Raw genomic sequence first — 16,668 nt, forward strand, 5'->3', positions numbered from 1 at the left:
GTATGCCAGCTTAGGATCGCAATTATTTAAATTGATTATCAATTTTAGTGTCGGAAATATGGACAATTTTTACCCAACATTTACGCAAACAGTGAAAATCTTACTTTTTTCAATTGTTTTGTTTTTGACTAGTTATTTTGCCCATGGTCAGGCACCTACTTCACCCGCCTCAAACCTCAGCATTTCCAATATAGACGGGGACCGCTTTTATGTGAATTTTACGAGGGGAAACGGTACAAGAAGAATCATTATCGCCAGCACCAGTCCTGTAACTGCTGTCCCCGTCAATGGTGCAGATTATCTTGCCGGGAATTTTGGCCAGGGAAATGAGATTTCCCCGGGGCAATTTGTAGTTTACAATGGAACAGGCAACCAAACCTGGATCAACGGCTTTAACCACTCTACCACCTATTACCTCAGAATATTTGAATTTAATGGCGCAAATTTTACAACAGAGTATCTTATTGACCAATTTCTCGAAGGCAGTGCATCTACTATTACTGCGCCAACTGTTCAAGCAAGTGCACTAAGATTCAGCAATATAACAGGCTCGGGAATGTCAATTGCCTGGGATAATGGCAACGGTAACGGAAGGATTATAATTGGTAAGGCAGGTGGGCCTGTAGACGTAGAACCACAAGATTTAGCCAATTTCAGCGGCGGATCCGGTTCATTCGCAAACGGAACCAATCTGGGAAATGGGAATATTGTCCAATATATGGCATCTGGTTCTTCTACTAACATTAGTGGTCTGGATCCAAACAAAACCTATCATTTTGCCATATTCGAATATAATGGAAGCAATGGAGCGGTTTTCCTTCGGCCTGGTGCCACAGGCAGTCAACTTACCGCATCAAAACCAACTGTGGCAGCAAGTTCGTTTCAGGTCACCAATCTTGATGGAAATAGGTTTTATTATTTTTTAAATAGGGGAAACGGGGAGAGAAGGATGGTAGTCGCCAAAAAAGGAAGCCCGGTGACCGCTGTTCCGGAAGACGGCGTTACTTTCAACCACAATACTACTTTTGGGTCAGGGACAGAGATAAAAGAAGGCGAATTTGTCGTATATGACGGAACTGGCAATCAAAGCTGGCTTTTTGGATTGGAGCATTCAAGCACCTATCACTTGGCAGTATTTGAGTATAATGGTACGGGTACGGAAACCTTTTACCTGACCACTGAGTTTTTGCAGGCTAATGCCAGCACAGTCACTACTCCGACTGTACAGTCCAGTAACCTTGTTTTCAGTAATGTGACAGGTTCGGCAATGACACTTTCCTGGACAAATGGCAATGGAAACGGAAGGTTAATCATTGGTAAGGCTGGTGGTCCGGTGGATGAAGAGCCACAGGATTTGGCCAATTATAGTGGGGGCTCGGCTTCGTTTGCCAACGGGACCAATCTGGGAAATGGGAATATTGTCCAATATATGGCATCTGGTTCCTCCACCAACATTAGTGGACTTGATCCAAACAAAACCTACCATTTTGCCATATTCGAATACAATGGAAGCAATGGAGCGGTTTTCCTGCGGCCTGGTGCCACAGGCAGTCAAGCCACTGCGTCAAAACCAACTGAAGCAGCACGTTCTTTTCAAGCCAGCAATCTTGATGGAAATAGGTTTTATTATTTTCTCACTAGGGGTAACGGGGAGAGAAGGATTGTAATCGCCAAAAAAGGAAGCCCAGTGACCGCTGTCCCGAAGGACGGCGTTACTTATAGCCACAATACAACTTTTGGGTCAGGGACTGAGATAAAAGAAGGTGAATTTGTCGTCTATGACGGGACAAGCAACCAAAGCTGGCTTTTTGGGCTGGAACATTCAAGCACCTATCACTTGGCAGTATTTGAGTATAATGGTACGGGTACGGAAACCTTTTACCTGACCACTGAGTTTTTGCAGGCTAATGCCAGCACAGTCACTACCCCAACAGTACAATCCAGCGACATTGTTTTCAGTAATGTGACTGGTACGGGAATGACACTTTCCTGGACAAATGGCAATGGTAGCGGTAGGTTAGTCATTGGCAAGGCGGGTGGTCCTGTAGATTTAGAACCACAGGATTTGACAAACTATAGCGGGGGCTCGGCTTCTTTCGCCAACGGGACCAATATGGGAAATGGGAATATTGTCCAATATATGGCATCTGGTTCCTCCACCAACATTAGTGGACTTGATCCAAACAAAACCTACCATTTTGCCATATTCGAATACAACGGAAGCAATGGGACAATTTTTCTGCGACCAGGTACCACAGGCAGTCAACTTACAGCATCAAAACCAACAGTTGCTGCAAGTTCATTCCAAGTCAGCAATCTCGATGGAAACAGGTTTTACTATTTTTTTACAAGAGGCAATGGGGAGAGAAGGATTGTAATTGCCAAAAAAGGTAGTCCCGTGACCGCTGTTCCAGAGGATGGCGTTACTTATACCCACAATACTACATTTGGCTCAGAGACAGAGATCCAAGATGGAGAATTTGTTGTCTATGACGGGACAGGCAATCAAAACTGGCTTTTTGGACTTGAGCCTGCGACTGACTACCATCTTGCTATTTTCGAATATAATGGTACTGGAGAGGAAACCTATTATTTATTGGATCCCTATTTGGCAGTGACAAGAACTACATTGAGTCATCCCACTGTCCAATCAAATAACGCATTTACAAGTAGTCGGAGCAATACCTCCATCAATATATCATGGACAAGAGGAGATGGAGCCGAACGGATTCTGATTGGCAGGAAAGATGGGCCGGTAAATGTGGAACCCGCAGACCTAACTAATTATCAAAGTTCATCTGTATTCGGCAACAGGCAGATTGGAACAGCTAATTATGTACTCTATTCCGGTGCAGGAAATAACGTAAACGTGACCAACCTTGAGCCAAGCACCAATTACTATTTTGCCCTTTTTGAATTCAATGGCAGCGATGCCAAGTTATACAAGAGACCCGGATACCCCTTTGCTCTGGAAACTTTTGGGGAAAGACCTACCGGCCAAGTCTCCAACGCTTCCTACTCCCAGATAGATTTCAATTCCTTTGATATTGGTTTTATTAAGGGTGATGGTACCCGTCGGTTGGTACTTGCCAGAGCTGGAAGCCCTGTCAATGCTGGCCCCTCAGATTTTACTTCGTACACGGCGAATGAAATTTTCGGTGAAGGGGATCAGATTGGAACAGGAAATTTTGTTGTCTATAATGATCTTGGAGAAAACTTTTCTTTAGAGGGACTCGAAGCCGGAGTCACTTACCATTTTGCATTTTACGAATATGCCTTTACTGAGCAGGGTGAACTTTACCTGTCCCCGGCATATACTTCATCCCAATCCTCCAAAACCAATGCAGACCTTGGTGTCACACAAATCAACGCGCCAGTTTCCAGTTGTGATTTGGGAGACCAAGAAACTGTCACAGTCGAAATCACAAATTTCAATACTTCCCCCGCAGGTTCATTCCAGATCGCTTATTCTGTAAACGGGGGAGAACCTGTCATCGAAAGTGTTTCTGGAACCAATACCATCGCTGGTAGTGGTACATTGACCTTTAGTTTCCAGACCAAACTGGATTTGTCGGTAGAAGGCGATTATGAAATAAGGGCTCATACTATTTTGGAAGGGGATGTAAATATAGATAATGACAGCCTCACTGTCATAGTTAATAACACACCTGAAATCAATACCACCATATCCCCTGATGCCAATATCTGTAGAGGCGGGTCTGTCTTGTTGCAAGCTACAGGTGGAGCTTCCTATCTGTGGAATACCGGGGCAACCACCAATCTGATAGATGTGGCCCCGATAGAAAACACAGAATTTACCGTTGTGATAACCACGGCGGATGGATGTCAGGTGGAAAAAAACGTACGGGTTTTTGTGGAAAATAGCAGTGACTTTCCCGCTATTTCATCGACCCCTGACAATGAATCCTGTGAAGGCGGTCGAATCCTAAGCACCCAATTCAATATGCCAGTTCGTTGGGTATTGAATACAGATGCTGAGAATTTCGACCTCGGGGAATCCCTCACGCTGAAAGCCAATCAATCAGGTTTATATACCGCAAGCTACGTGAATGAAAATGGCTGTGAAATCAAATCATCAAGTTTCGTCTTTGAATTGGACGAACTGCCTAAATTGGAGGTTTCAGGACTAAGTACCATCTGTTCAGGAGAATCCTTGACTTTGTCCATCCAGGGATTAAGTGGTATAATCTGGTCTACCGGGCAGTCAGTAGAAAGCATCAATATCAGCCCAACGACCAATACCAAATATTGGGTGAGTGGGAAGTATGGTACTGATTGTGTCTTTTCAGACACATTGGAAGTAAAGGTAATTCCTGCCACCGCACCTGGGCCAGTAAGACAGATGCTGCCCGCCGACGGCTCCTTAAATCTTGCCCAACCTATTTCTCTATCTTGGACTCCGGGGGATTTTACCGTGGTCTACGATGTCTTTGTGTGGGAAGAAGGTAACGACAAACCAACTCAACCTGTAGCGAAGGATATTACTGATATCAACTATACATTGCAAAATATTGATCCCCAAAAATCATATCTGTGGCAAGTCCATTCTAAAAACAGTTGCTTAGTTACCGAAGGTCCTGTTCAAAACTTCGTTGCTGCGGGACTTCCTGACCTTACGATACAATCCTATAATGCTCCGGAGGCAGTGGTGGCTGGAAATACCATAACAGTCTCTTGGGAGGTAAAAAACATCGGTGCTGGAAATACCAACAACTTGCGTTGGAAAGACCGTATTTATTTATCCGCAGACCTTGACTTATGGCCACCTGATGATATTCTACTGGGTGTATTTGATAATCCAGCTTCATTGATCCAAGGAGAATCTTACACCATGACGCAGGAGGTAAGGGTTCCAATTAATCTCAGAGGAGTCTATTACCTGTTTATCATTACGGATAATGAAAACGGAAGCTGTCGGATTGAAAATGGGATTTGTGCTGGTGAACGGCGGACACGGAGACAAAGTGTCGTAGAAAGTGATGAACAAAACAACATAATATATCAAACAATATCTATAGGGATTCCTCCTTTGGCTGATTTGGCTGTAAACAATGTTGGGGTAACCACAGACGCATTTTCCGGTGATTCCATCAGCGTGATTTACGAAGTACAGAATATTGGCGAAAGAGAAGCCAAAGGATTGTACTGGAGATTCAGAAGGGACGCCGGTCAATACAGCTATTCCACCGGAAACTCCGGTGGAACTTCCAGAGGGAGTAGAAGTGTCAGTGTAGCTCCCATCAACATTTCTGTCACAGAATCATGTAGAATTGAATATTATTGGAGAGATGCGATTTACCTCTCTCAGGAACCGGAATTCAATATCAGTAAAGCCACCAAGTTACAGGAATATTCGGTGTTTTTGGGCGAAGAAGACGAGGGCTCCACTTGCATTATAGGAGGAAATCTTCCCGTAAATTCAACATATACCAAACAAAGGGAGCTGAAATTGCCTGTTAATGTATTTGGCACCTATTACCTTTATGTTGTTTCCAATTTTTCAGGAATGTTTGAAAACGATTATGGCAACAACATCCGCCGAAGTGATCCGATCAATGTCATCCTTACTCCACCCTCTGACCTTTCAGTAGTTGACTTGCAGGTTCCCAATGAAATTACCGCCGGGACAAAAATGGATTTTTCATGGACCGTACAAAATTTGGGAGCCAACCCGCCCAATGTCAACTCATGGGTAGATGAGGTATTTGTTTCCGAGCAACCTGATTTCGATAAAAGTAAATCAGTTTCAATAGTTAGAAAAACTTTTACCACACCGGTAAGAATAAATGAATTCGGGATGAGTACCCCCCAGCCTCTGGAAACTGGTGACACATATTCTGTAGATTTGGAGGCTTTGATTCCGGAACGCCTAGCAGGAGATTATTATGTATTTGTACTGACTGATACAGATAACAAGATTTTTGAATTCGAATCAAAAGATAATAATGTTAGAAGAAGCGAAAATCCGGTAAGACTAATTACTGGGGAGAGAGCTGAGTTGTCCCCCGTCTCCATCACACTTCCGGATACCGTTTACAGGGGTGTTGCCTTTCCATTAAAATGGAGAATAATCAATAATGGTGATAAGGCGGCTGTTGGATTTACAGATAGGATCTATTGGTCTACGAGTCCCGACCCGGCACAGAGGCCCTTTAGGAATCTGGATAATGTATTGCAAAGAGATAGCTTGCCAGCGGGGCAGGCATCAGAAAAAACTGCCTTGGTAACTTTACCTGCTAACACACCTGACAGCATTTATTTCCACATCTTCACGGATGTAAATGATGTTGTTTTTGAACTTGATGAAACAAATAATAGGGCAAGTAATCAAGCACTGGGGGTCAAATCTCCCGTAATGCTAACGCAACAGGTAGCAGACAAAGTCGTAGATCTAGCTATCCAGGAATTTTCAATTATTACGCCTGTTGGATCTGGGGATCAATTGAATTTTGATGTTAAAGTGCAAAATATCGGCCCCGATAATGTGGCAAGGCCATTTACCAGCAGGGTTTACTTGACTAGGGATTCGGTGCTGACAGAAGATGATATATACCTGACTGAGTTCTCAAGGAATAAGTTAAATGCTGGAGAAGTGTATGAATTTGGAAGATCTGTAAAAATTCCTGACTGGATATCAGGGGAATACTTTGTCTATCTGTGGGTTGATTATAGGGAAAATGTGATGGAAGATCAGAACAAGTCCAACAATATTGCCCTAAGAAAGCTGAATATCACAGCTACACCTGCGCCTGACCTTGTCATTAAAGAATTAGAAGTACCGGAAACTGTTATTTCCGGAGAAAACTTTTACATCAAATATACCCTTGAAAACAAAGGCGAGGGTCCGACTAGGGCTGAGTGGAATGATGGATTCTTCTTAAGTACTTCCCCTTTATTGGCCTCAGGATCACAAAATATTGGCTATAAAAGAGTCACCAAAATGCTGGCTGTAGGAGAAACGTTAAGGGACAGTGCTTTAGTCAAAACACCGAATAATGTTTCAGGAAATTACTACTTGGTAGCAAAAGCCGATTATCAAAACAAAGTATTTGAAGGGGTTACTGGAGGTGAGGTCAATAATGAACGTAACCAAGTAATCTTAATCAATTTATCCGATCCGACGGACTTGGCGGTCAGTGCCGTTTCTATTCAGGAATCGGCTTTCCTAGGCGACGAAACGTCAGCTGAAATTGAAGTAACTAATGTAGGGGATAAACCTGCGTTGGGAAAGCTTTACAATGGCTTCTATCTCTCTGGAGACCAACAATTCAACGGAGCAGTAGATCCATTGGTTGGGAATCTGGAATCGGATCTAAATATCCTTCCCGGGCAAAGCAGGAAATTCACCATAAAAGGCCCAATACTAAGTCTTGATCCCGGAAATTATTTTGGAATAGGCAGAACCAATATTTTGGCTTCCATCAATGAGGCGAATTTTGAAAACAACATGTTGGTTGCTGAAAGGCAGTTGAACCTGGATGTCAGGTCACTTCCGCTTGATGTATCCACTTCCAATACCCTTATTGCAGGTACTTGGCGATATTACAAAGTAAATGTTGGGGCAGATCTGGATTTGGTGATAGACCTGAGTTCGAGCAGGTCCGTCGGAACTAATGATGTCTTTGTGTCATTTGGAAAAGTGCCTACTCCCAATGAATTTGATTTTAGAGGTACAAATAAAAACCAAACCGACCAGAGAGTACTCGTTCCAGCCACCAAACCTGGTACCTACTATATTCTGGTCAAAACTGACATTCCGCTCAGCCAGAATATTGAATTGCTTGCGCGGGCACTGCCTTTCAGCATTTTGTCCTCCAATCCGGGGACTGTAGGCAACGGAACAGTTACCACAACCATCACCGGTGCGGGATTCAAAGCCGGTATGGAAGTTTCTTTACTCAAAGGTGGAACAAAGGTAATCAGCGCTGCAAATGTAGATTTGACCAATAGTATGAGTGGCAGGTTGGGATGGAGATTGTCGGAAGTGCCCTTCGGTATTTATGACGTAGAAGTTAAGAACCCGGATGGCACTACCTTTATTTTGGAGAATGGGCTTGAAGTTGAACTCAGTACGGGATATGGGGGATTGACCTACGATATATTGGCCCCTGATGTGGTACGAAGAGGCAAGACTGCATTTTATAATGTGGTTTTCAAAAATGATGGCAATGTGGACATACCCATTTTGAATTCACAGGTTACCATGCAGGAAGACATCATTATCTACGAATTGAAAACCCAGGGAGGTCTTAAGACAAATTCAACCTTAGATCCATTGGGCCGATTAGCGGATAATTCTGATTTTAGCATAACAAATGGTATGATGACTGTGCCATTATATGGAAGAGATATAAGACCTGGGGAAGAACTTTCCGCAAGTTTTTTGTTGGGTAATTTTACGGGTAGCACCTTTCCAATGGAGGTGAAATATGTAGGAATCTCTCCTTCCGTTTTGGTATTGAATCTATTTGATAAAATCGAATCTACCAGACAGCTGGCATTATCATCACCAGAAATGTTCTATGAAGATCGAGAACTGGTCAATGATCAGATAGGATTCAGGTATGCAATGATCCAAAATTATTTAGACTATGGACTTTTAACTCCGAATGATACCATTGGGATAGACTTAAATTGTTTGAACTGTAGTTTGGTTCCTTTGGATAGTGGCTTCAATCCAGAAGCACAAGGCATTGGAACATCTTTTATGGAAAATGCTTCATTTAGTTCAGGTGAGGTATATAATTGGCAGATAAACAAATACTCTGGTAGTGCTGGAAACAATCCAGGGTGGGATTTAATTAAGATTGCTAACAATTTAAACATAAGTGCTACTAAAGAAGCACCGTTTATTATCAAAATAAGTAGCTTAGACTACAACAACAGTCCAGGGTATTTGGGAGGTTGGTATCCGGCGGTAGATAAATGCTGGTCTATCGTAGTTGCGGACCGGGGAATTACAGGTTTCGATCCGGAGAAATTTGAATTGGATCTCAGTGGATTCCTCGCGTATAACTTCGTCTATAATGGTACTTTTAGTGTACAGCAGTTAGATGATTTTACTATATCTTTATGTTTTACTGCTTATATACCAGGACCTGGCGAGCAGGGGGTTCCAGGTGCAACTGGTGGATGGGGAGAGGATGGTTCGCCGGGGGGACCCGGAGGGCCTGGAGCTCCTGGAATTAATCCAGGTCTAGGAGGTAGAGGTGGAATCGGTGGTCCGGGAGGCGGGAAAAGAGGCTCAAATGGTGAACCCGGTGGATGTCCAGCAGGTGAATATTGCGAATCAGATGATCCCGATAACCCTGACGATCCAGATGATCCCAACGATCCGGATAATCCGGATGATCCAGAAGATAATGATCCTCCCGGAATCTGCCCGTATCCTGAGGGCTGTGACAACGATGACAGGCCGGAAGAGGATATTGACGATTGCAGCAATGGTGTACCAGGCACTCCTTCCGGAACACCATGTCACTCGGAACCCGGCGAACCTGCTTTTCCTCCTGGAGGCGGCGGTGGCAGTGGCGGCGGCGGTCCGGCTCCAAGCGGATGTGGGGTTGGTGAAGGATCGGGCGGAGCTGGTGGCTTTTTCAATTCCCCATCTTGCGGAAACCTGTTCACCGGTTTGGGATGTGGAGCTGCAGTGGTTGGATGTGGAGCTGGTGCTGCCTTATGCGCAACTGTTATAGGATGTGGTGTAGGTGCCCTTACTTGCACAGTTAGTTTGACGTCATGTATGTTTGGGATTTATGATGCACTTGTTCCCAATGCAAAACCCACGGATAAAAAGGACGAATGGGCCATGTGTTTGTTTGGATTGGTTTCACCTGGAGTATCCGCAGCGGTTGATATTGCAATTTGTGGTGCCAAAGAGGTTCTTTGCAAGCCAGTAGTATCCTCCTGCGACCCCAATGAAATTTTGGGTCCTGCAGGCTACGGTGAGGAGGGCTTTGTATCCAAAGAGGAGGAGCTGCCATTTACCATATTCTATGAAAACGACCCAATCTTTGCCACAGCGCCTGCACAGCGTGTGGTAGTGAGGCAGCAGTTAGATCCGAATTTTGATCCTGCTACGTTTAGGCTGACTGGTTTTGGCTTCCAGAACATGACCTTTGATGTTCCTGCTGGATTGACCAATTATACCACCAAGCTGAATACCGCAGCAGAAATCGGTGTGGATGTAAATGTAACCTTTGGACTCGATCCTGTGAACAATGAATTGTTCTGGGCTTTACAGTCCGTGGATTCAAAAACAGGCCTACCACCATTTGAGGCCTTGGCAGGATTCCTTCCTGTGAATGATTCCACCGCTAAGGGCGAGGGTTTCGTTTCTTATACGATCAGAGCTGGCAGAGAAACAGTAACGGGAGACAGCCTAAGTGCGATGGCTAATATCTTCTTTGATACCAATGCGCCGATCGTGACCAACGAAACTTTAAATACCGTGGATGCGGTAGCTCCTAACCTACTTGAAATTAAAGATGTGTTGGTTGAATTTGATTCCCTAATGAGCTTCACTGTTGAAGCGGTAGATGATGAAGGAGGTAGCGGTGTGAAAGGATTCGATGTTTTCGTTTCCGAAGATGGGGGACCATACATTTTGCAAAGTATTGACAATGCTGTTGGGGAGAAATTTGTTTTCCGCGGTACCCCTGGAAAAAATTACTGTTTGGCACCTCTGGTCAAAGACAACGTAAACAACGGTATCCGGGTAAGCGAAGAGGATGTTATCTGCTTTGAGACTCCAGAAGATGTCATCAACATTTCAAAAATATTCACCCTTCAGACGGCTGTATCCGGACAAGGAGAAATCATTGTCAACCCAACTGGAACTGTTTTCAACGAAGGAGAGGAGATAGAACTTGAAGCACGTGCCGCGGAAGGTTGGATATTTGTAAGGTGGGAAGGAGCTGTAAGCAGTACCGAATCACGTATTAAACTGGTGATGGACAATAATTCATCTATCAGAGCAGTCTATGCCGAAGGTGAGCTGCCTGTTTTTGCAGTAGACTTTACAACCGAAGGAAAAGGATCGGTCTCTATTGATCCCCAAGGCGGCCAATATGAATCCGGAAGGATAGTTACTTTGACTGCGACTCCAGAGGCTGGATGGGAGTTTTACGCATGGGAGGGTGATTCAGAATCCACAGAGGCTTCTTTAACCCTGACCATGGATGCCGCTAAAAATCTAAAAGCCAAGTTCGTTGAAATCTTGTCAGTGGCTTTGGAAGGAACTGCCCTGAGCTGCCCGGATGGAGCCGATGGAACCACCAAAGCCAACGTGACTGGAGGTATCGCCCCATTTGAATATAGCTGGCAGAAAGATGGTCAGCTAGTTGGATCCAATGCTGATTTTCTTGGCGAATTGGAAGCCGGTACCTACCAAGTCACTGTTAAAGATGCGAGAGGCAAAACAGTATCACAAACAATCTCTGTCGTCGCAATGGATGAAGAACCACCTTTGATCAAAGTCAAATCAAATATAGTAGTCAACCTTGATTCCGATGGAGATGGAAGTTTAACTGTAGAAATGGTTGATGACGGCTCCTCGGATAACTGTGGAATTGAAAGCATTGCCCTAAGTAAAACCATGTTCACCTGTGATGACCTTGGAGAGCAGCAAGTATCGATTACAGCCTCAGATGCGTCAGGAAATGAAACAGTGCAACAGGTCACACTTTTGGTGCAGGATATACTCCCACCAAGCGCAGTAGGGAAAACTGTAGAGCTATTTTTGGATGAAAATGGCGTAGCAAGCCTTTCCGCTTCTCAAGTTGACGGTGGATCAGCAGACAACTGTAGCCCTATATCTTTGTCTATAAACAGGACTTCATTTACCTGTTCTGATCTTGGTGACAATGAAGTGGTGCTTACCGTAACCGATGTATCGGGCAATGAATCGGCAGTGAATGTCACCGTGAAAGTTATGGATGAGATTCCTCCTGTTATTTTGAATGTACCCGAAAATCAGCTTGTATATGCGGGGGCCTCTTCCGGCTATTTGATACCTGATTTTATCAGTTCATCTATCACAGAAGACAATTGCGAGACGGTTGAGTTCACCCAAAGTCCGGCAGCTGGAAGCACGCTAGATGCAGATCAAAGACATACAATTACGCTGATGGCCAAAGATAAAAGCGGCAATACTGCATCAGCCAACTTTGCAATCGAGGTAGAAGCCTTTCAAGTTGCTGCTGTATCACTACTCAATATGGTTGAAGTGAATTGGAATACCGCATTTGGCGATCTTTCGCTTCCAAACAGTGTATCTGTTACATTGAATAATGGAGAGACGGAGAATATGAATGTAAGCTGGGAGGAGTCAGGTTATGAATCTGTTGTCTCAGGAATTTACACCCTTTCCGGAACATTGAACCTAACGGAGGATATCATCAACCCCGATCAGTTACAGGCCGACCTGACAGTTTTGATCGTTGAAAAACCCCAACCGCAGGATATTATATTGAATATCACCAATCAGGACAGAAACCCGAACGTTCCAATCGGAGATTTATCTACGATTGATCCCGCTGATAATATTCACTATTACGAACTCACAGGTACTGGGCCAGATAACAGTTTCTTTATTCTAGCGGGAAATATACTTACTTGGGACGGCAGCAAGAATATTTCGGGGCGTACGGAATTTTCCATTGAGGTAAGCAGTACCGATAGGGCCGGAAATACTATAACCAAAACCTTTTCAATGACCTTTGCCTTACCAAAATTGGCAGATATAGAGGTATTCAATACATTCTCTCCAAACGGAGACGGGGTGAATGATACTTGGGGCATACCGGACCTCTTCGGATTTAACGGAGTAACTATAAGCGTGGTAGATCGGGCGGGAAGAATTGTCTTTACGGGCACAGACCCCCGGGATAGATGGGACGGAACCTTTGAGGGTAAAAACCTCCCTGCGGGAACTTATATCTACATTATCGCAACCAAAGACCCAAAAGAAATGAGGTCAGGTACCATCAATCTAATCACTAGATAAAACGGACATGAAAAATCGAGTCATTTTAATAGGGATATTGCTCAGTTGCTGCACACTTGGAGAGACCTTTGGGCAAAGCAGAAAATATATTTCACAGTTTACACAGTTTCAAAGTTATTACAACCCTGGGTTAACGGGCTATGAGGGTAGTGCGGTAAGGGGATTTGTAAGGAATCAATGGAGTGGTGTGGAAGGAGCCCCCAAAACAAGGTTTTTGAGTTTGGAACTGGACTTTGGGGAATTGGGCGGCTTGGAGGATCCTGCGCTGATGGGAAAAAATGCAATGAGTCTCAATATGCTGCATGATACCTATGGGGCATTCCAAGAAACCGAGCTAATCGGAGCATACGCAAGCCGGATCAGGATATCTGACCGTCACAACCTACGGCTCGGCGCAGGCGTCAACTACCTATCAGTAAGGCTTGATGGCAATGCGTTGACAGTTGAACAATCCCAAGACGCATCGGTTGGCCAATATATGGGTAGTTTTGCCAATATGCAGATTCTTGATTTCAACCTAGGACTTGCACTAACCCATGAAAACTATTATCTCTCCTATGGGATGCACAATGTCAACGGGGGAAGATTGTCTACAGGTGACAATTTCATGGATGGGAATCCGGTATCAATGATGGTACAGGCAGGATACAGGCTTGCGATTAACGAAAGTATCACAGGCATTGGGAATTTTTTCTATAGAAGACAGGAAGGATTCGCAGACAACACCGAATTCAACTTGAAGGCCTTGATGCTTGACACCTTTTGGGTGGGAGCCGGACACCGCTTCAATTATGCCAATTCACTCCATGTAGGCTATCTCGGAGGTAATTTCCGGTTGGGATATGTATATGAATACCCCACAACCTCCAGCAGACAGTTTTTGGGCAATACCCATGAATTTATGGTAATGATGAAGTTCTTGGGTGATAGGGAATACAGGAAAATTTGGTAACCAGGCAATTGGTGGTGACATGTGCAAAGTTAAACCCAGAATATACACAAGAATTTTTATACCATAAAGTAAGTATATTTGAAGACATTCCATTGTGTTTCAAATTTTTACATTAATTAAAATTTAATTTCTATTTTTTAAATATAAAGGTCTATCGCAATCATATCGAGGACAATACATATAGAAATTGGGGAGAAATATCCTAACTAAATCATAATAAAAACCCAAAATATGTGGAATGGTCTTCATTTCAGAATATAAAATTATAATAAATAGGGTCTGGATAGAAATATAATATACGGCAGTAATGAAAACTAATGAATCGCTTTTTGAAAAAGCGACTAAAAAAGGTGGCTTTCATAAACTGGGAAAGGATGAAGCAGCATTGCTTGCGGAACTGTCCCAACTTGCAGAAAATTATGAGGACAATATCATCAAATTTATGCCCATCCAACCTAAAACTTTGTAGCAGTCCATCGAATTAAAAATTGGCTGAATTAGGAATGAATCAAGCCAAATTGGCTATGGAATTGGGTATGGGAGCTCCAAAATTATCGCAAATTCTGTCAGGTAAGCGTGAACCAGACGTTGATTTTTTGACAGCAATCCACCAAAAACTGCACATAGATGCGGCGTTTTTGTTGACCCTTGCTTAGGCGGTATGATTAACCCCAATTACCGCTTTTCCGGATTAAGCGAGAAACTTCGAGTTAATTTCTGTTTATTTTCACCAACATGGGTGTATGTGATGAGGTTGTCTTATGGGACATTTACAACACCATCAGAGAGACAAAAATATCTTCTGCATTATGAAAACTGATCTATTCCTGCTGCCGATCTATCACGAAAATGACGATGCGACGATGGCGCACCTGCATCTAGGATAATTGACATTCTGGATGGTGAACACAATGCGATATCAGGTAAAAACAACGGCATAAAACGCTGCTAGGGCTAAATGGCATCGTAAGGAAAGGGAACAAAAAAGGCTTTCACCACATCGATAACAAACACTCATGCGAAACCGGTCACCACCCGAAAATGTACCTTGCCCTACGACAACCATAAACAGACAGGGTTTTTAAAAAACATCCCCAGATTGCCAGTATGTAATCGATAACCTAGCACAGTTTCAATTTAAATTTTGAATTATTTCAACTACTTTCTTTTCATATAGGTCCTGCCATTCAGGTGCCAAAACTGTATCACTGTCTTCCTGTGCTCCTCCTTTATTTCTTAGTTGTTCGGAAGTGGGGGCATAATAAATATATCCGTTGGTGTACCCTGCCACAAAAGTGGAGGCATGGGGAGATTTTTCTTTGATGTTCAATCCAATCTGAACCGTTAATTCTCCGGGGAAAGTAACCAAATAAAAATCCCCAATATTCACCCCCAAAATTTCTACAGGAATCATGGGTCTCCCTTCAGCTTGTTGATGATGCTTTTTAATCAACGCCAGGTTGGTATTCAGCCGAATGAGCTCCTCCATGATGTAGATATTGTTTTGATAATTATCCAGGTCGTTTCTATTGATTTTATCCCAGTTACGTAACCCGCAACTACCTATCATCTCTTCGTGCATGTATCTGTAGGCATATGCGGAAGGGGTGGTCTCGGAATAATTATGGTCGATCAAAAGGCTGAGGTAGGTTTTAAAATTTATATTGGAGCCTCGAAGGGATTGGACCAAATCCATTTGTTTTTCTTCCATAGACCTTATACGTTCTTTGAAATCAGCCCTTGGAAGCTCTATGGTTTCATTGATGAGTTGGATTTTACCCACTTTTTTACTGGGTATTTCTTTGAGAGCATGGAGTACACTGAGACCGAGCATATTCCCGAGTGGCTCTGCATTTGGAGGAGTTTCTACCCCTTTATAGGAAACAGGATTTATGTCCCCACCACACCCCTGCAAAAAAAAGGCCATGGTCCCCTCCATGTTATCCTCTATTACTTTTGAAGCAAAACCTATCATATCTGCTGTATTCCCCCCATTGGGAACACCCTGTATGGGGTGAACCGCAAAATTATAGATTACCGCTAAAGTTTGGCCATTTAATCTATCCAACCGTAAAATCCCTATTTCAGGATCAATAGGCCCGATTTTGGCTATTTCCTCATCGGGTGGAAAGGGATAGGCCCTTCTCATATCTGCCTGATTTCCATTTTTCAAAAATACCCGCCTGTTTTCCATAATTCTATTTTCAGTGCCGCTGCCGGTCCCTGCATTTACTTTTACCATATTTTTACTGGCTTCAAGAACGGCAACCATGGTGAGTTGATCCACGTCCTTCCGGACGACACCATGACAATGGCTAGCATTGAAAAGGACATGGGAAGGAGGAATGCCCAGTTGATTTTGGATTTGGGTGCGGACTTTCTCCATGTACCCATCCCTGATGGGTCCAATCCCCTCCAATGCCACCACATCAAGTGTAATGATGACCATCTTGGTAGTCCCATCATCCAAGATCAGCGTTTTGGCAAAAAGAGGATCATTTACCTCCCCTGCCTCTCTGTCGGTGATGTCCATTTTGGCCACCCCCGCCCTTAATTGAGCAAGGGTAGCGTTAACAAGGATAAATGAAAGTATTAAAGATAAAAGCATTTTTCTCAATAGAATTTTTGAATCTATTGCTTTTTCTAAAAACAAAATAAAGTTTTTCATATCATTAATTTTATAGATTTT

At 43.5% G+C, this 16,668-nt stretch carries 5 protein-coding genes and 1 pseudogene; 5 read left to right on the forward strand and 1 reads right to left on the reverse strand.

Annotation, left to right across the window (positions count from 1 at the left end; all coding sequences use genetic code 11):
- The first annotated feature begins 58 nt into the window (after nucleotides 1-58).
- From FQ608_RS27720 to FQ608_RS28200, 5 genes and pseudogenes are all read left to right on the forward strand, one after another.
- Nucleotides 59-13,027, forward strand: a complete 12,969-nt coding sequence (locus tag FQ608_RS27720) for a CARDB domain-containing protein (RefSeq protein ID WP_262885468.1) — start codon at nucleotides 59-61, stop codon at nucleotides 13,025-13,027.
- A 7-nt stretch (nucleotides 13,028-13,034) separates the two neighbouring features.
- Nucleotides 13,035-13,979 carry a PorP/SprF family type IX secretion system membrane protein gene (locus FQ608_RS03630; protein WP_158856445.1) on the forward strand — a complete coding sequence of 315 codons (945 nt, stop codon included), beginning with the start codon at nucleotides 13,035-13,037 and terminating at the stop codon, nucleotides 13,977-13,979.
- 307 nt (nucleotides 13,980-14,286) lie between these two features.
- Nucleotides 14,287-14,448, forward strand: a complete 162-nt coding sequence (locus FQ608_RS03635; RefSeq protein ID WP_158856446.1) for a hypothetical protein — start codon at nucleotides 14,287-14,289, stop codon at nucleotides 14,446-14,448.
- 34 nt (nucleotides 14,449-14,482) lie between these two features.
- Nucleotides 14,483-14,635, forward strand: a complete 153-nt coding sequence (locus tag FQ608_RS03640; protein WP_158856447.1) for a helix-turn-helix domain-containing protein — start codon at nucleotides 14,483-14,485, stop codon at nucleotides 14,633-14,635.
- Between the two features lie 64 nt (nucleotides 14,636-14,699).
- A pseudogene (locus FQ608_RS28200) lies at nucleotides 14,700-15,051 on the forward strand (IS1634 family transposase); the annotation flags it as partial.
- 60 nt (nucleotides 15,052-15,111) lie between these two features.
- Here the strand turns inward: FQ608_RS28200 and FQ608_RS03645 are convergent.
- A complete protein-coding gene (locus tag FQ608_RS03645; protein ID WP_158856448.1) occupies nucleotides 15,112-16,647 on the reverse strand; it encodes a hypothetical protein in 1,536 nt (511 codons plus the stop codon).
- Between the last annotated feature and the right edge of the window lie 21 nt (nucleotides 16,648-16,668).

It is taken from the genome of Lunatibacter salilacus (assembly GCF_009797935.1).
In the GTDB taxonomy this organism is placed as follows: Bacteria; Bacteroidota; Bacteroidia; order Cytophagales; family Cyclobacteriaceae; genus Lunatibacter; species Lunatibacter salilacus.

Excerpts from the sequence above, each read along its gene's own strand:
- FQ608_RS03635 (WP_158856446.1), top strand. The coding sequence starts at position 14,287 with ATGAAAACTAATGAATCGCTTTTTGAAAAAGCGACTAAAAAAGGTGGC.
- FQ608_RS03640 (WP_158856447.1), top strand. The coding sequence starts at position 14,483 with ATGAATCAAGCCAAATTGGCTATGGAATTGGGTATGGGAGCTCCAAAA.
- FQ608_RS27720 (WP_262885468.1), top strand. The coding sequence starts at position 59 with ATGGACAATTTTTACCCAACATTTACGCAAACAGTGAAAATCTTACTT.
- FQ608_RS03630 (WP_158856445.1), top strand. The coding sequence starts at position 13,035 with ATGAAAAATCGAGTCATTTTAATAGGGATATTGCTCAGTTGCTGCACA.
- FQ608_RS03645 (WP_158856448.1), bottom strand. The coding sequence starts at position 16,647 with ATGAAAAACTTTATTTTGTTTTTAGAAAAAGCAATAGATTCAAAAATT.